This window comes from Mucilaginibacter segetis, assembly GCF_016522075.1.
In the GTDB taxonomy this organism is placed as follows: Bacteria; Bacteroidota; Bacteroidia; order Sphingobacteriales; family Sphingobacteriaceae; genus Mucilaginibacter; species Mucilaginibacter segetis.
This window is the reverse complement of record NZ_JAEHFW010000002.1, coordinates 146,997-163,877: the sequence shown is the minus strand read 5'-3', so window position 1 is coordinate 163,877 and position 16,881 is coordinate 146,997. Positions and strand designations below refer to the sequence as shown.

Below are 16,881 nucleotides of genomic sequence, written 5' to 3'. Positions count from 1 at the left end.
AATGGATAAAATTCCTATTCTGCGGATGGGGGCTTTCCTGCTGGTTACCATCCAGGTCGATTTATATGACCGGCTGGCGCTTAACCTGGAAGCCGATTTGGTGCAGATGGTTAATAACACCAATGCTAAAGGGGTGCTGATCGATATTTCGGCAGTATCCATTGTGGATTCTTTTATGGGCCGCATTATTGGCAACATTGCCAGTATGTCTAAGATATTAGATGCCGAAACCGTGGTGGTGGGAATGCAGCCCGCGGTTGCTATAACCCTGATAGAATTGGGTTTACCACTTAAAGGCGTACATACTGCACTGGATATGGAAAAAGGTATGAACTTGCTGAAATCCATGATCGAGGTTACCGAGGAGGACGAAGACCAAGAGCAGGATGATGATCTTATCGCTGAGTAAGGACACCATTCAGGTGCTCAAAGAGCAGGACGTGGTTTTCCTGAAGAACAGGGTAAAAGAAACGGCCGTGAAAATAAAAATGGGTTTGGTTAACCAAACCCGTTTGCTAACTGCTGCCAGCGAGCTGGTGCGCAACATGATGCGCTATGCTAATGGCGGGGTATGCCTTATTGAAGTGGTATCCAGCGGGCGCAACAATGGTGTACGCCTGACTTTTTCAGACAGGGGCCCCGGCATACCGGATATTGCCGCGGCCATGCGCGATGGTTTTTCTACTGGTAAAAGTTTAGGCCTGGGCCTGCCGGGCACCAAACGCCTGGTAAACGAATTTGATATTAAAAGTAAAGTAGGCGAGGGTACAGTGATAACGATAATAAAATGGGCCAATGGTTGATGCTACCCATATTAGTTTTAAAGCAGACGACAGGAGCTATTTCTCACTGATCAAAAAAGAGATTCACCGTGTCGCCACAGAGGCAGGCATGGCCGTGGCCCGTATCAACCAGCTTGACCTGATCGTTGCCGAAATGACCTCGAATTTATTTAAGTACAGTGACGATGGCGAGTTGCTGATGGGGGTTTTTACCAATAGCGGCAATCCGTATATAGAACTGATCAGTATTGATAATGGACCGGGAATGGCAAATCCATCTAAAATGATGCAGGACGGAGTGTCCACCACCAATACTTTGGGCCACGGTCTTGGTAGTATGAAACGCTTGTCTGATACATTTGAACTCTATTCGCTTACCGGTTGGGGAACCATTGCGATGAGTCGTGTTTATAATGAACCGGGAAATATCAATAAAGACAAATTGGTTATGCGCCCAATTGTGGTAGCTAAGCCTGGTGAAAAAACAAGCGGCGATGGGTTTGTTTATAAAAAGACAGAAAAATACCTCAAAATGATGCTGGCCGATGGTTTAGGCCATGGCCCTGAAGCCAATAAAGCAATTAATGAAGCGGCAACGGCGTTCCGGGTATTTCCGGAATATAGCCCGACAGAAACTATCCGGTTTATACATAACGCCATTAAAAAAACAAGGGGGGCGGTGATCAACATTGTTGGATTTGATTTCACTACGCGAACCTGGAGTACCACAGGGGTGGGAAATATACAGGCCAGGTTATTTGGCGCTGTTAATTTAAAAAATCACATGTCATATAACGGTATTGTGGGTCATAATATCCCAAATACTATGAACGATCAGTCTTATCCGGCCGAAGATTATAACCAGGTAATGCTATGTTCTGATGGTATCAAAACCCGCATAGATATGGCGCGGTACCCATGGATGTATAAATACGATCTCACCATCTTAGCGGCGGCTATTTACAAAGATCACGCCCGCCGAAACGACGATATGTCGGTAGTGATCGCGAAAATTAAATGATCGAGGTAATTAGCATTTCACTGGAAAATGAGATGGACTTGGTGCTGGCACACAAAAGGTCCATGAAGGTAGCGGAAAAGCTGGGCCTTACTGTGGCAACCCAAACCACTTTTGCCACGGCGGTATCCGATGTGTCAAGGACGGTGATTGAATACACTGACAATGGCAGCCTGGTGATCGGTCTTATCCAAAACAAAACACGTTACGCTTTAATTGCCCTGGTTAGTTTTGAAAGTGAAACCAAATTGACCGCAAAGGAAGAAGGCTTTTTTTACGCGCAGAAGCTGGTGCCCGAATTTGAACTGACCACTACTAACGGCATTAGCGTTGTTCAGATGCAAATGGGCTTACCGCGTTCACTTAAGCTTGATCCGGTAAAAATCGGCGAATTACGCAAATATTTTAAGGAACAAGAGCCGCTGAATCCTTATGAAGAAATTAAAAGGCGAAACCTGAATCTGCATAAAATAGCAGAGGAACAGGAATTGGAGATACGCCAGTCGAAAGTAATTGATGAGAAAAAGACTGAGTTTATTTCTGTAGCCAGCCACGAGATAAAGACCCCGATGACCATACTAAAGGCATATACCCAAATGGCAAAAGCCACTAAGGAGCCTTTGTCAGACCATTTGAGGGGCGTGTTGGATAAGATAGATCAGCAATCAAATAAGCTGATAACGCTGGTCCAGCAGCTGCTGGATATATCCAGGATGGAAAATGGGAATTTACAATACAGTAAAAATACGGTTTCATTTAATAACTTCATTACCGAGCAACTCACGGTTATGCGGCATATACTGCCTTATCACGAAGTTTTTTCGGAACTGGGCGATGACGTGGATGTGTTAATTGATACGTTACGACTTGAGCAAGTATTTTCAAATTTACTTGGTAACGCGGCTAAGTATTCGTCCAGACAAACCGCTATTCGGCTTACTACTAAAATTGAGGCCGATGGGTATGTTTTAGTGGCCATTACAGACGAAGGCAAAGGCATTTCCGGGGAGAATCTGCAATCAATATTTAATAAATTCTATCGCGAAAAAGATGTGCTGACAACGCATGCCGGTTTGGGTATGGGTTTGTATATCACTTCAAAAATTGTAACCGATCATGGCGGCCGTATATGGGCCGAAAGCAGCGCAGGCGAAGGGTCTACTTTTTATTTTACCCTGCCGCCGGTAAAGGCATAATTTTTAAGGTACACTTTTAGTACATCATACTCGGTCATCGCTCTCCTTGTTCTGTTTGCAAAAGCATACTTGCAGTATTTGCCCGAAGCACATAGCCAAATCTATATTTTTCTGTCATAAAATAATCCATCCTTTGAAATAATAAATCCATTGTAGGGTTTTGTACAAACTTACATCTTTATAAAAACCTATTTGATCTGATCGTGCATACTGAAACCTACAACAATAATTATATTATTGGTATATCTTTTATATCGGCATTGGGCGGCTATTTATTCGGATTTGATTTTGCAGTTATTTCCGGTGCGTTGCCTTTTTTACGAACGCAATTTATGCTGGATGCCTGGTGGGAAGGGTTCTTAACCGGATCATTAGCGTTGGGTTGTATAGCTGGTTCTTTAATTGCGGGTAAACTGTCTGACAGGTATGGCCGAAAGCCGGGTTTAATGCTTGCGGCGGCTATATTTGCTGTTTCATCAATTGGTATAGCACTTTCTCAGGGCCTTAGTTTATTTGTTATCATGAGGTTTGCTGCAGGTATTGGTGTGGGTATGGCGTCTATGCTGTGCCCAATGTATATTGCAGAAGTGTCTCCTGCTAAAGTTCGCGGGCGCAATGTGGCCATTAATCAATTAACGGTAGTTATTGGAATATTAATTACTAATCTGGTCAATTACCTTTTGGCTGATACCGGACCTGACGCCTGGCGCTGGATGTTTGGTTTAGGTGTAGTGCCGTCGGTTGTTTTCTTTTTAGGCGTGTTCTGGTTACCCGAAAGTCCTCGCTGGCTTTTAAAAGACGGGCAGGCAGAAAAAGCTAAAGCGGTATTAAATAAAATCGGTTCGCCATCGTTTGCTGATAAAACAATTGGTGCAATTCAACTTTCACTACAGGGAATTAAAAAGGAAAGTTATAAAGCTGTTTTTGATAAAACTGTAAGGCCTGCGGTATTGATCGGGATCACATTGGCAGTATTTCAGCAGTTTTGCGGTATAAATGTAGTCTTTAACTATACCTCTACAATATTTGAATCCGTAGGTGCTGATCTAGATCGCCAACTATTTGAAACGGTAGCAATAGGAATAGTCAACCTTGTATTCACCCTTTTAGCAATGCGATTGGTAGATAGGATTGGTCGGCGCCCGTTAATGTTGTTTGGCTCTTTAGGTCTGTCAGTTATCTATATCATATTGGCCTTTATGTTACATGGCAAATACTCTGCTACATTGATATCCATATTTGTTTTACTGGCCATAAGTACATATGCTATTTCATTAGCTCCGGTAACATGGGTGCTCATCTCTGAGATATTTCCTAATAAAATCAGGGGTGCTGCTTCCTCAGTGGCCATTGTTTCGCTCTGGGGGGCATATTTTGTGCTCGTTTTCACTTTTCCCATTCTCGCTGAATGGTTAGGAGCGTATGGCCCGTTTTACCTTTATGCCGGTATCTGTTTCCTGGGTTTCTTGTTTGTATTAAAGAAGGTTAAAGAAACCAAAGGTCGGACGCTGGAGGAATTGGAAGATAGCCTGGTAAGGCATTAATATTTACGGTAATCTATACGAATAAACCACTAATAATTCAAAGAGAAAATATTCTTAGAATGAATGAATCTTATGTAAATGCCTGGGAGGAAAAAGTAATTATACCCACATATGGTATTGGAAAGCCAGATAAAAATCCTATGTTTTTCGAAAAGCGTGTTTATCAGGGGAGTAGCGGCGTAGTATACCCTAACCCTGTTATCGAAAAAATATATGACGAAAAGGAAGACAAAGCATATACAGGTCTTTTTTTAGAGAATGAATACATTAAGGTGATGATCCTGCCCGAACTTGGTGGCAGGATACAAATGGCTTATGACAAAATAAAAGGCCGTCATTTTATATACTATAACCATGTGATAAAGCCGGCATTGGTAGGTTTAACCGGCCCCTGGATATCCGGAGGAATAGAATTTAACTGGCCTCAGCATCACAGGCCAAGTACTTTTGAAGCCATTGATTATAAAATTGAAGAGAATGCCGACGGAAGCAAAACGGTTTGGGTAAACGAGATTGAGCAGATGTTCCATACCAAGGGGATGGCAGGGTTTACTCTGTACCCGGGTAAAGCGTATTTAGAGATAAAGGCAAAATTACTTAATACATCGCCGCTGCCTCAAACATTTCTATGGTGGGCTAATCCGGCCGTTAAGGTGAACGACTATTATCAATCTGTTTTTCCGCCTGATGTAAATGCTGTTTTTGATCATGGCAAACGCGATGTATCAACTTTTCCAATAGCAACCGGTACTTATTATAAGGTTGATTACGCTCCGGGTACAGATATTTCGTGGTATAAAAATATACCTGTACCTACGTCATATATGGCAATAAACTCCGAATATGACTTTGTGGGAGGATATGAACATGATAGCGAGGGAGGACTGTTACATGTTGCAAATCACCATTTTTCACCCGGTAAAAAGCAATGGACCTGGGGACATAGTGATTTCGGGCGAGCCTGGGACAGAAATTTAACTGACGAGGACGGGCCATATATAGAACTAATGACTGGCATGTTCACTGATAATCAGCCCGATTTTACCTGGTTAATGCCAAACGAGGAGAAATCATTTACACAATATTTTTTGCCTTACCAAAAACTGGGACTTGTAAAAAATGCCACTAAGGATATTTTAGTTGCTATGGAAAAGGCGGGTGATAAGGTTACATTAAAGGTATATGTTACATCTGTAAATACTGATGTTAGTATTAACCTAATGTTCGGCAAACAATGCCTTTTTACAGATCGTGTTAACATCAGGCCCGGCAAGGTTTATATAAGAACTATACCAATAAACGCGCGCATAAAAGAAGATGACCTGTTATTTTCAGTAAAAGACGCATCCGGGAAAACGTTGATAACATATAATCCTGCTGAAAACAAAAAAAATGAAATTCCGCAACCTGCCCAACCTGCTCTTCAGCCTGATGAAATAAAAAACAATGAACAATTGTTTCTTACAGGACAGCATCTGGAGCAGTACCGGCATGCAACATATAATCCCGTTCCTTATTATGAAAAAGCGTTAGAGAATGATCCTGGTGATATCAGGTGTAACAATGCCCTGGGTCTTTGGTATTTAAGAAGGGGGCAGTTCCACAGAAGTATATCATACTTCAGTAACGCAATAGCAACCGCTACAAAACGTAACCCTAATCCGTATGATGGTGAACCCTATTATAATCTTGGATTAGCCTTAAAGCTATCAGGTAACGATGACGAGGCTTACAAAAGCTTTTATAAAGCCACATGGAGCAGTGCCTGGCGACATAGTGGCTTTTTTTGCCTTGCTCAAATAGATATGAAAAGGGGCAATTTTGAACTTGCTTTGCAGCACATTGGCCTGTCCATAAGTGTTAATACCAGCAACAGTAAAGCATATGTTATAAAAGCAGCAGCATGCCGCCATCTGGGTATGTTTGCACATGCCGGTACAGTTTGCGAAGAAGCATTAAAACACGATGGGTTTAATTTAGGGGCATTATATGAGCAGGCATTAAGTTTTGATTTATTGAACAAAAAACCTCAGGCTAAGCATGCAATTGATAATTTAATAAAGCTATCAAGAAGCAACGAAAAAAATTATATGGCTTATGCGCTTGATTATGCAAATGCCGGCCTTTATGCTGAGGCCATAAACTTTTTAAAATATGCCTTAAAAGAACGTGGTCAAAGCCCTTTAATCTATTATTATTTTGGATGGCTTTATAACCAGATCAACAATCAGAATGAGGCATTGATTTATTTAGAAAAGGCCAACGCAGCTGATCCTTATCTTTGTTTTCCCAATCGTCTCGAAGAAATAAATATTTTGCAATCAGCTATTAAATTAAATGCTGCTGACAGCAAAGCCCCATATTACTTAGGCAATTTATTTTATGATAAGCGCCAATATAACGACGCGATTAATTACTGGAAGCTATCTGCTCAGTTAAATAATAATTTTCCTACCGTATTCAGGAATTTGGGTATAGCCTTTTTTAATCAACGCAATGATCAGGAAAAAGCGCAAAAATATTTTGAAAAGGCTTTTGAGTTAGACAAATCGGATTCGCGGATATTAATGGAGCTCGATCAGTTATACAAAAGGATCAATAGATCCCCGCAGGAGCGTTTAGCATTTTTAGAAAACAACATGCAAACTGTTTTAACCCGCGACGATGTTTATTTAGAGTATATAAGTCTTCTTAATTTCATTGGGGAAAATAAAAAAGCATTGCAAATGATTGGTCAGCGAAAATTTCATCCCTGGGAAGGGGGCGAGGGAAAGGCCTCCGGGCAGTATGTTTACAGCTTAGTAAATCTGGCTCAGGAAGCCATTTGCAATAATAATTATGAAGACGCAATACCACTTTTAACAAGAGCGCAAAAGTATCCGTATAATTTAGGCGAGGGAAAGCTTTTTGGCGCTCAGGAAAATGATATATTTTATTGGCTCGGATGCGCACATGAAGCGCTTGGAGATTTAAAAAAAGCAAAAGAATATTTTATCAAAGCAACTGAAGGTGCTCAGGAACCGTCAGCAGCAATGTTTTATAATGATCAGCAACCCGATAAGATACTTTACCAGGGGCTGGCCCGGATAAAATTAGGGGAGGATGAAATAGCAAATCAATTGTTCAGGAATCTGATAACCTATGGCGATCAGCACATGAACGATGATATAAAGATAGATTACTTCGCAGTGTCATTACCTAACATGCTGGTGTTTGATGATGATCTTAATCTTCGTAATAAAATACACTGTTACTTTATAAAGGCGCTTGGGTATTTCGGGTTGAGCGAATCGGAATTGGCAACCAGATTTTTAGAAAAAGTTCTTGATATGGATAAAGTGCACCAGGGAGCGAGGGCACATTTAAACATGATACGTCAAAATTTTAAGTTAAGGTAACCTTCTTTGTGTTTTCAATTTGCCAAATAGCAAAATAGTCCATCACTAAAGTTTAATCTTCCATCAGTTTTTAGATGGTTATAAATATATTTGAAATACCCGTACCCCTTAAACCAATTGTAATGACTTTATTTAAACAGCTATCCACTATAACATTTACTTCCATTGTATTACTTTTTTTTACCGTTGCGAATGCTAATGCCCAACATATTACAAAAGTTGCGCCCGGTGTGTGGAAAATAGTTTATGGTAAACCCGAAAGTGTTAAGCCGGGAGATTTTAAAGATGCCGCGCTGCTGGATGAAATGAAGAAAATGGGGGAAGGTGACGGTGTGCCTGAAATGTTAAAGGTTATAAAATTTGCTTCTCTTGCCGGTGGGGCGACTGCAGAATTAAACCTTGACCCTAAAGAGCGCATATATGGCTTCGGACTACAGGTAAATACATTTGAACAACGCGGTATGCGCCGCGAGATACGTACAAATAGCAAGGTGGTTGGTGATATTGGATTTAGCCATGCGCCCATGCCATTTTACATATCATCAAAGGGTTATGGTATTTTGGTAAATACCTCACGATATGTAAATTTTTATGTGGGCTCACAGCATAAACTTGCAGAAAGTATAGGTATAAAAGAAAATATAGCTAAAACGGCAGAGCCAGGCTCATCTCCGGCAGCGCTATATAATAAGCAATATAAAACATCCAACAAGGTGGAGATTCAGGTAAAGGGATCTGAGGGAATGGAAATACTGGTATTTGAAGGCCCTACTATGAAGAATGTAATGGAGCGGTACAACTTGTACTCAGGCGGTGGCGCAATACCGCCATTGTGGGGTTTGGGATTTAAATACCGGGCAAAAAACACTTTTACTGAACCGGAGGTTATCAGTTTTTCTAAATATTTCAGAGACAATCATATTCCGTGCGACATGTTCGGTTTGGAACCAGGCTGGCAATCAGCGGCTTATTCCTGCTCTTATACCTGGAATAAAACAAAATACCCCGCGCCCGATAGTTTAATAAACATTATGACCGACAGGCACTATAAACTTAATTTATGGGAACATGCCTACGTGCATCCAACTTCGCCGATATTTGATAGTATAGCACCATTATCAGGCAACTATGCAGTGTGGAAAGGGGCCGTGCCGGATTTTACATTGCCCCGGGCCCGTAAAATATTCGGGGATTATCATGATAATAACTTCATAAAAAAAGGGATCTCAGCTTTTAAACTTGATGAATGTGACGGTGCATATTATGATGAGGCCGCCGGCGAATGGAGTTACCCTGATATTGCGCAATTCCCGTCGGGCTTAGATGGCGAACAAATGCGGCAAATATTTGGCTTTTTATATCAGAAAACTATTTTAGATGAGTATAAAAAGGAAAACAAGCGTACTGTACTTGAGGTGAGGGCATCCTATTTATTCGCCGCTCCGTACAGCGCTGTTTTATATACCGATATGTATAGTCATGCTGATTTTGTGCGGATGATTGTTAACTCCGGCTTTTCAGGTGTGAATTGGTCGCCCGAGGTACGCGATATCAGATCGGAGAGTGATCTGTTGCGCCGATTGCAGACGGCAATGATGTCGGCACATATGAATGTTGATTGCTGGTTTCTTAAAAACCTGCCCTGGTATCAGTTTAACCGTGACAAAAACAACAATGATGAGCTGCTTCCAAATCGTAAGGAACTGGAATTGAAGGTTAAAAAGCTGATAGAGACGCGTTATAGATTAATGCCTTATCTGTATAGCGCATTTGCAGATTATCATTTTAAAGGCGTTCCGCCCTTCAGGGCACTTGTAATGGATTACCCCGACGATGCCAATGTATGGAAGTTAGATGACCAGTATATGATGGGCGAAAGCATAATGTGCGCACCATTTATTGATGGAGTATCTACCCGCGAAATTTATTTTCCGGCGGGCACGTGGTATGATTTTAATACGAACAAGAAGTATGAAGGCGGAAAAAAATACACCATAACTATGAGCCTCGATGAAGTGCCCATGTTTGTTAAGAGCGGCACTATACTTCCATTGGCAAAACCGGTTGAATACATTACTCCTAAAACTACATTTGATATTACCTGTAAAACATATGGTGATGTCAGGGGTAAAACAACGCATCTCTTTGAGGATAATACTTACACGTTTAATTACCAAAACAATCAGTTTAATTGGTTAACCCTTGGTTGGATAAAAAATAAAGGTAACGTTGTGCGTGACGGTAAATTTAAACAAAAAATCTATCGCATCACATCCTGGGAACATATCAACTAACCGGTCCTTAAATTCATAAAAGCCATAATATTAAGCTATTGTTAATACAATGGAAGGGCTGTGTTATGGGCATATAATAACACATTATTTTCCTCAAAAATCATAATATAATCCATCCTATTCATTAAATCTTCCATTTAGCCGTAACGGTAAGGCCATAACTTTGGTGTAACCTTAGCGCAAATATTAATGCTAACCAATTTATAATCAAACCAATTCAATATGAGAAAACTTTTATTATTCTTTCTGTTACTCATGTCACAAATTTGGGTTAACCCCGATAGTTTGTTAGCAAATACCCCGCTTGCTAACCATATTGTGGCAGATACAGTAGTAAGCGGAACAGTTTATGATACCGACGGTAAAACCATTTTACCCGGTGTTAATGTGCGGGTAAAGGGCACAACAAACGGAACGGCAACAGATGCCAATGGAAAATACCAAATAGCTGTACCGAATGTTAATTCAGTGCTTGTTTTTAGTTTTGTGGGCTATGTTGCCCGGGAAATTACGGTGGAAGACCGAACTCAAATAAATGTAACGCTTGCCGCAAACAGCAGCGCGTTAGATGAGGTTGTAGTTGTTGGTTATGGTACACGTAAGAAGGTAAACTTAACAGGTTCCGTATCATCTGTAACTATTGATGAGAAAGTATCTGACCGTTCAGTAACCAACTTATCTACGGCTTTATCCGGGATGGTTCCGGGATTATCTGTACAGCAAAGTACCTCTTTAGCCGGTTCAAGCCAGGCCAAGTTATTGGTACGTGGCCTTAGCTCGCCTACCAGTAATACCGATCCGCTGATCGTAGTAGATGGTATTCCGGATGTTGATATCAACAGAATAAATATTAATGATGTTGAAAACATCTCTGTATTAAAAGATGCCGCCGCCGCTGCGGTTTACGGATCAAGGGCTGCTACAGGGGTTATACTCATCACCACTAAATCAGGCAAGGGGTTAAAAAAACCTAAGATCAGCTATACCGCAACATTTGCCACTGATAAGCCCACCAATTTTTATAATTTTTTAACTGACTATCCGATGGCGCTTACCTTAGAACAACGCGCTTCAAGGAATGGCAGAACCCAACCCAATTTTTACGACGGAACCATCGACGAGTGGTTGGCACAAGGCATGGTTGACCCCATCAGATTTCCGGAAGTTAATCAGTTGGATTATGTAACACATAACGGCAAATTAGCACAGCACAATATATCTGCTGCCGGTGCAAATGATAATGGTAATTATTTTGTTTCGGTAGGTATATATGACGAAAACGGCTACCTAATTAACAATGATGCCAAGCGTTATAATTTCCGAACCAATTTTGATTATAATATCAATAAAAGTATCACTGTTGGCGCACGGTTAGACGGGCAATGGACCAATCAAAAATTCGGCCTCCCCGATGGTTTTTTAGATTACTCCAATGGTAATGCTCCGCTTACTGTAGCTATATCAGGTTTGTTGCCATACAACTACGAAACCAATCAATACGGTGGCGCTATGGCTTACGGCGAAGCATCAAATGCGGATAACTTATATGGAGAAATAAATGCGCGCCATAATTTAGTACAGCGCCAGGAGTTTAATGGCGATATATATGGCGCATGGTCACCTATCAAAGGTTTGACAGCTCGCGTTGATTATTCTTTACGCTATTATAATCAGTTTCAAAAAAGCTATACCGACCTGGGGGTTGACCTTTACAATTTCCAAACAGGAGGTACGGTATTTAACTTATTCCCATCTACAACCAATTTAAGCAATGCCTCAGGACAGGGTTATAAAACTTTAGCACAGGCGCGTATCGATTATACTAAAGAGATTTTCAAGGGGCATCAGTTAAGTTTACTTGCTGTAGCAACTGAAGAATACTGGCTTGACAGAGGTTTTTCTGTTGGGGCAGGCGGCAGGTTGGATCAAAGCATAACCGAACTTGGCAACCAGGCCCTGGCTCCGTTAAACGTAGGCTTTTCCGGTAACTCAACAGACGAGGGTTTGCGATCTTACGTAGGCAGATTGAACTATACAATTAACGATAAGTATCTATTTGAAGCCAGTATACGTGCTGATGGTTCATCTAAATTTTCACCGGGACATCAATGGGGTTATTTTCCTTCGGTATCTGCAGGTTGGCGATTCTCTGAAGAGAAATTCTTTGAACCGCTTAAAAATGTAGTGTCCTCTGGTAAATTGCGGGTTTCATATGGATCGCTTGGTAACAACCGTGGCGTAAACCGGTACGATCAACTGCAAACCTTAGTGAGCACCCCGTATGTACTTAATGGAAACACACTGGTGTCAGGTGTGAGTGCCAACAAGCAGTTAAATGAAGATTTTACATGGGAATCCACAAGGGTGGCCAATGTTGGATTGGATCTGGGTTTCTTTAATAATAAGCTAACGGCAGAGATAGACGTATATGACCGGTTAACAACAAATTTGATACGTCCGTCGGTATTGTCAACCCTGCTTACCGGATATGTGCCGCCAAACGTAAATATAGGTACCTTCAGGAATGATGGTTTAGAATTAAACCTTACCTGGCGTTCAAATATTAATAAATTTAATTACGGTGCCACGTTCAATTTCTCTTACAATATTGACAGGCTCGAAAAATGGAGCCAGCATCTCAACCCAAGTAAGAATTTTCTGGAAATGCCCTGGTTTTTTGCCTACTACCTTACATCAAGTGGCATAGCGCAAACATGGCAGGATATTTATGACGCGCCATATCAGGGTAATGCAAATATTGCACCCGGCGATCTTTTATATAAAGACTTAAACGGCGACGGACAAATAGGAAGTTTTGATAAAAAGGCTGTGCCTACTACGAATGAGCAACGACCAACCTGTAACTATGGCGCTAATTTATTTGCCAGCTGGAATAACTTTGATATGAGTGTATTGCTACAGGCAACTACCGGCAGAAAAGATTATTTCCTTGAAAACCAAACAAGTACCAATATTGCACCTCAACGATATAACTTCCAGACATTATATCTTGATCAGACCTGGAGCCTCGAGCACCGGAACGCTTTATATCCGCGGCTTGAAGCTGCTAATGCGGCTAACAACCGTCCGGAGTCGGATTTTTGGCTGGAAAGTATGGACTACCTAAGGTTTAAAAACATACAGCTGGGTTATACTGTGCCCACTAAATTGCTAAAAAAACTTGGTGTTGACCGCATACGGATTTATGCAACAGCAGAAAACCTGTTCACTATTACAAGCTGGCGGGGTATAGACCCGGAAAAATCAACACTTGGCAACGGATTTAGCAACTATGCGGATGATCCGATTCCGATAATGAAATCATACTCCTTCGGTGTAAACGTGGGTTTCTAACAAAATTAAGAATCAGTAAATGTTCAAATTTCAGTTTATGAAAAAGAAAATATTAATCCTATTATTATTGTTGTCGGTAGTAATATCCGATTCCTGTAAAAAGGATCTTCTGAAGCCTACCGACCCTAATAAATTAACTCAGCAGGGCTTCTTTAACAAAGTAGGCGATGCAACTGAGGCTGTGCTTGGTGTATATCTGGCCGCCCGCGAAATGTTTTATAAAACCTACGCCTGGGATGGTGGAAGCGAAATGGCCTATAGCCGTATAAACGGCAGGCCCTATTCAAATTACGCGCCCGGCGCAAGTTTCGGCAGTTCAGTATCTCGGCACTGGAATGATGGTTACCGGTGTATTAACCGCGCTAACTATGTAATAGTTAACGTTAAAAAAATGGAAGCGGCAACTACTAATTCTGCCGATTTGGATGAATTACACCGGATAGAAGGTGAAGCGATGTTATTAAGAGCTATGGCCTATTTCAGGCTCATAGACTTATGGGGAGATGTACCTTACTATACAAATGTATTAACAGGCAATGACGAAGCTTATTCCTTGGAAAGAACAGACCGTTCTATAATTAAGGATAATATCATCGCCGATTTGGATACCGCAGCTAATTATATTCCTATAACGGTTGCTAAAGCCGAGCAGGGACGCGCCACCAGGGCTGCCGTTTACGGATACCGCGGCAAAATAAAGCTGTACTGGGCATGCTGGGCGAAAACTGCCGGCAACCTGGGCGAGGCACAAACTTATTATGCTGCTGCCGCTGCTGATTTTGCCGAAGTAATGAAACCGATATATGGCCGCACCTTATATAAAGGAGGCGACCCCGGCACAGCTGACAATCCGTCGTACGGTGAGCTGTTTGATGGCGCGCATGAAGATGCCGCATACGCATCTGAAGTGATTTTTGCTTTTACCAATGGCGGCCCGTCATTTAACACATCTGACGGGCAAAGCGATGAGTTTTACGGAGATACATACTTGTACGATTTTGGCACCAGAAGTACCGGCGCAGGTGGCGTAAACATGGCGCCTGAAATTAGATTGGTTAATCGCTATCAACTGTTATCTACAGGTGGTTTTGCGCCACCGTTGATCCCGTTAAACCCGACAACGGTTCCGGATGCCAGAACCCGTACAAACAGTGCGGTAAACCCTGCATCATATGTGGGCCGGGACTACAGGATGCAGGCAACTATTATGTGGGACGGAACCAAAATAAACGAAATACTTGCCGATGGTACGGTAACCTCAAGAGAGCTTACATTTCTATATAAAACAAATGCTCCCACTCCTCCATATCTTTTTGCAGATGGAGCTTTTACGGGATATATTTTCAGGAAATACATACGGCAGGTAAGCGGATACGCCCGTGAGGCCGGTCCGCAGGATTCATGGATGATGCGTTTGCCTGATGTGTGGCTAATGTATTGTGAGGCTACAAATGAAGTGAGTGGCCCCACAAGCGAATGTTTTGATCTTATAGATAAGATAAGGCATCGCGGGAATTTGCCCCCGTTAAATCGCGGCCAGTTTGGCGACAAAACATCATTTTTTAATGCTATTGAACAGGAGCGTATAATTGAGCTGGCTGCAGAAGGAAGTCGTTTCTTTGATATCCGCCGCTGGAATGAGGTTGAAAAAATATGGCCACAGCCAAATGGTTCGCCACTAATAAGCACCTGGAATGAAACGGTTAGAGATGAGTTTAAAAACGCTATAGATAGAGATTATCAACGTTTTTATTTGTTCCAGATACCTCCTGCCGAGATCATAAAAAATCCTAAGATCACCCAAAACGAACCGTGGTTATAATTAAATACTAACGAAAATGAAAAAATATATATTACTAATATTTCTCGCAGCCGGCATCACCATGACCATCTCATGCCGTAAATATCCTGTAGATGAAAAAGGCCTGCTTATTACCGATAACACCACCTGTTATATGAGTAGCTTTAACTTACTGGGGTCAGATAACCAAACCGTGTTGGTAACCATACCTACTTTTGCAAATGGCTTAATTGATACTGTAAAGGGTACAGTAACTGCTACCGCTAAATTTGGAACAAACATAACCAAAGTAAAACCTTATTGCAGTTTGGGTGCCAATGATATGCTGGTTGATCCCTTTATGGGGCAATGGACAGATTTTACACAACCTAAAACCTTTACTTTAATATCAGGTACGCGTAAAATCAAAAAAGTATATACCATCACCGTAACTGTTCAACAATAAAATACAGTGTCATGAAAAAAATATTATCATTAATAATTGGACTGTTTTTATCGGCAACATTTTTTGTATCGTGCAAAAAGGAAGCTAAACAAAATGGTCTTTCCAATCAGTTTATTTACAGAACAACGGAGCCGCTGATAGTTGGTCAATCCATAGATTTTGCTTACGGCATGGGTAGCACGAACGGGCCGTTAAATACGGCGCAGGTAATAGCCAGCATACCGGGAGCAACAGGTACTCTTTTTGAAACAGTTACTCACAGAACAGTAAATGCGGCGGATATGACAACCGTAGTGGCCACAAGCAGTACAACAAGCGGCGCTACTTCAAAAGCAACGCTGATTGATACCAATGCAACAACCTTACGTTATAGCTATATTATACCGGAAGAGGCACGCGGACAGGAGGTTTCATTCAACTTTTCAGTTACTAATAAGGCAGGCGATGAAGCAAGTACAACAACCCCCGGATATAAAGTATCTAAAATGGATATGGCCCGTAACATTACCCTGGAGGGGACAGCTTCGGGAGCCAGATACTTTTCCATCGCCGATATGAAAGCATATACCCAGGCCGAAGTTGACGCCGGGAATATATCATCGAAAATTGACTTTATTTATGCTTATGCTCCTACAATTACACCAACAACAACGGCTTATACTTATGGGCATAGTTTAGTTTCTCCCGCTGCCTCCGGATATTTTCCGGCCGGCTTTACCATACCATCGGGCTGGACAAAGAACAGTACGTTAATGGAAAAAAAGATAGGTAATACTTTATATGATGGCCAGTTAAAGGGCGACCCTAATATTAGTATTTACGTTGATGACCTTGATTTGCAAAAACAGAGTTTTGATGGCTCAGCCAATTACGCTATTACCTTGGCGAATGATGGCAGCGTATTTATGAAAACTGCTGACGGGAAGTACACCGCGTTTATTTATGTAAATAAAGTGACCAATGCCTCAAATACTGCAGTGATCAGTTTAAAAAGACTTCAGAATTTTTAGTTGGTAATATATGGTTGATACAAGAGCCCGGAAACGGGT

11 protein-coding genes are annotated in these 16,881 nt (G+C 41.5%); all 11 read left to right on the top strand.

Going from position 1 to position 16,881, the window contains the following annotated elements; translation table 11 throughout:
• Position 1: 1 nt before the first annotated feature.
• The 11 genes from I5M19_RS10355 (at position 2) to I5M19_RS10305 (ending at position 16,842) form a co-directional block, all read left to right on the top strand.
• Positions 2-409, top strand: coding sequence for an STAS domain-containing protein (locus I5M19_RS10355; RefSeq protein ID WP_200066258.1), 408 nt, complete (start codon positions 2-4; stop codon positions 407-409).
• The gene (locus tag I5M19_RS10350; RefSeq protein WP_235985823.1) at positions 387-803 is read left to right on the top strand and encodes an anti-sigma regulatory factor; all 417 of its coding nucleotides are present in this window, start codon (positions 387-389) and stop codon (positions 801-803) included. Before I5M19_RS10355 ends, I5M19_RS10350 begins: the two co-directional genes overlap by 23 nt.
• Positions 796-1,803, top strand: coding sequence for an ATP-binding protein (locus I5M19_RS10345; RefSeq protein ID WP_200066257.1), 1,008 nt, complete (start codon positions 796-798; stop codon positions 1,801-1,803). The genes I5M19_RS10350 and I5M19_RS10345 overlap by 8 nt, the downstream gene beginning before the upstream one ends.
• Positions 1,800-2,996, top strand: coding sequence for an ATP-binding protein (locus I5M19_RS10340; RefSeq protein ID WP_200066256.1), 1,197 nt, complete (start codon positions 1,800-1,802; stop codon positions 2,994-2,996). The genes I5M19_RS10345 and I5M19_RS10340 overlap by 4 nt, the downstream gene beginning before the upstream one ends.
• Positions 2,997-3,199: 203 nt before the next feature.
• Positions 3,200-4,540, top strand: a complete 1,341-nt coding sequence (locus tag I5M19_RS10335; RefSeq protein WP_317193228.1) for a sugar porter family MFS transporter — start codon at positions 3,200-3,202, stop codon at positions 4,538-4,540.
• A gap of 59 nt (positions 4,541-4,599) precedes the next feature.
• Entirely contained in the window at positions 4,600-7,938 is a 3,339-nt protein-coding gene (locus I5M19_RS10330; protein WP_200066255.1) for a tetratricopeptide repeat protein, read from the top strand.
• Positions 7,939-8,060: 122 nt separating this feature from the next.
• Positions 8,061-10,232, top strand: coding sequence for a TIM-barrel domain-containing protein (locus I5M19_RS10325; protein ID WP_200066254.1), 2,172 nt, complete (start codon positions 8,061-8,063; stop codon positions 10,230-10,232).
• 222 nt (positions 10,233-10,454) lie between these two features.
• The gene (locus tag I5M19_RS10320; protein ID WP_200066253.1) at positions 10,455-13,586 is read left to right on the top strand and encodes a SusC/RagA family TonB-linked outer membrane protein; all 3,132 of its coding nucleotides are present in this window, start codon (positions 10,455-10,457) and stop codon (positions 13,584-13,586) included.
• A gap of 37 nt (positions 13,587-13,623) precedes the next feature.
• On the top strand, positions 13,624-15,408 hold the full coding sequence (locus I5M19_RS10315; RefSeq protein WP_200066252.1) for a RagB/SusD family nutrient uptake outer membrane protein: 1,785 nt from the start codon (positions 13,624-13,626) through the stop codon (positions 15,406-15,408).
• 16 nt (positions 15,409-15,424) lie between these two features.
• Positions 15,425-15,832 carry a hypothetical protein gene (locus tag I5M19_RS10310; RefSeq protein WP_200066251.1) on the top strand — a complete coding sequence of 136 codons (408 nt, stop codon included), beginning with the start codon at positions 15,425-15,427 and terminating at the stop codon, positions 15,830-15,832.
• Positions 15,833-15,843: 11 nt separating this feature from the next.
• Entirely contained in the window at positions 15,844-16,842 is a 999-nt protein-coding gene (locus I5M19_RS10305; protein WP_200066250.1) for a DUF4466 family protein, read from the top strand.
• Positions 16,843-16,881: the final 39 nt, after the last annotated feature.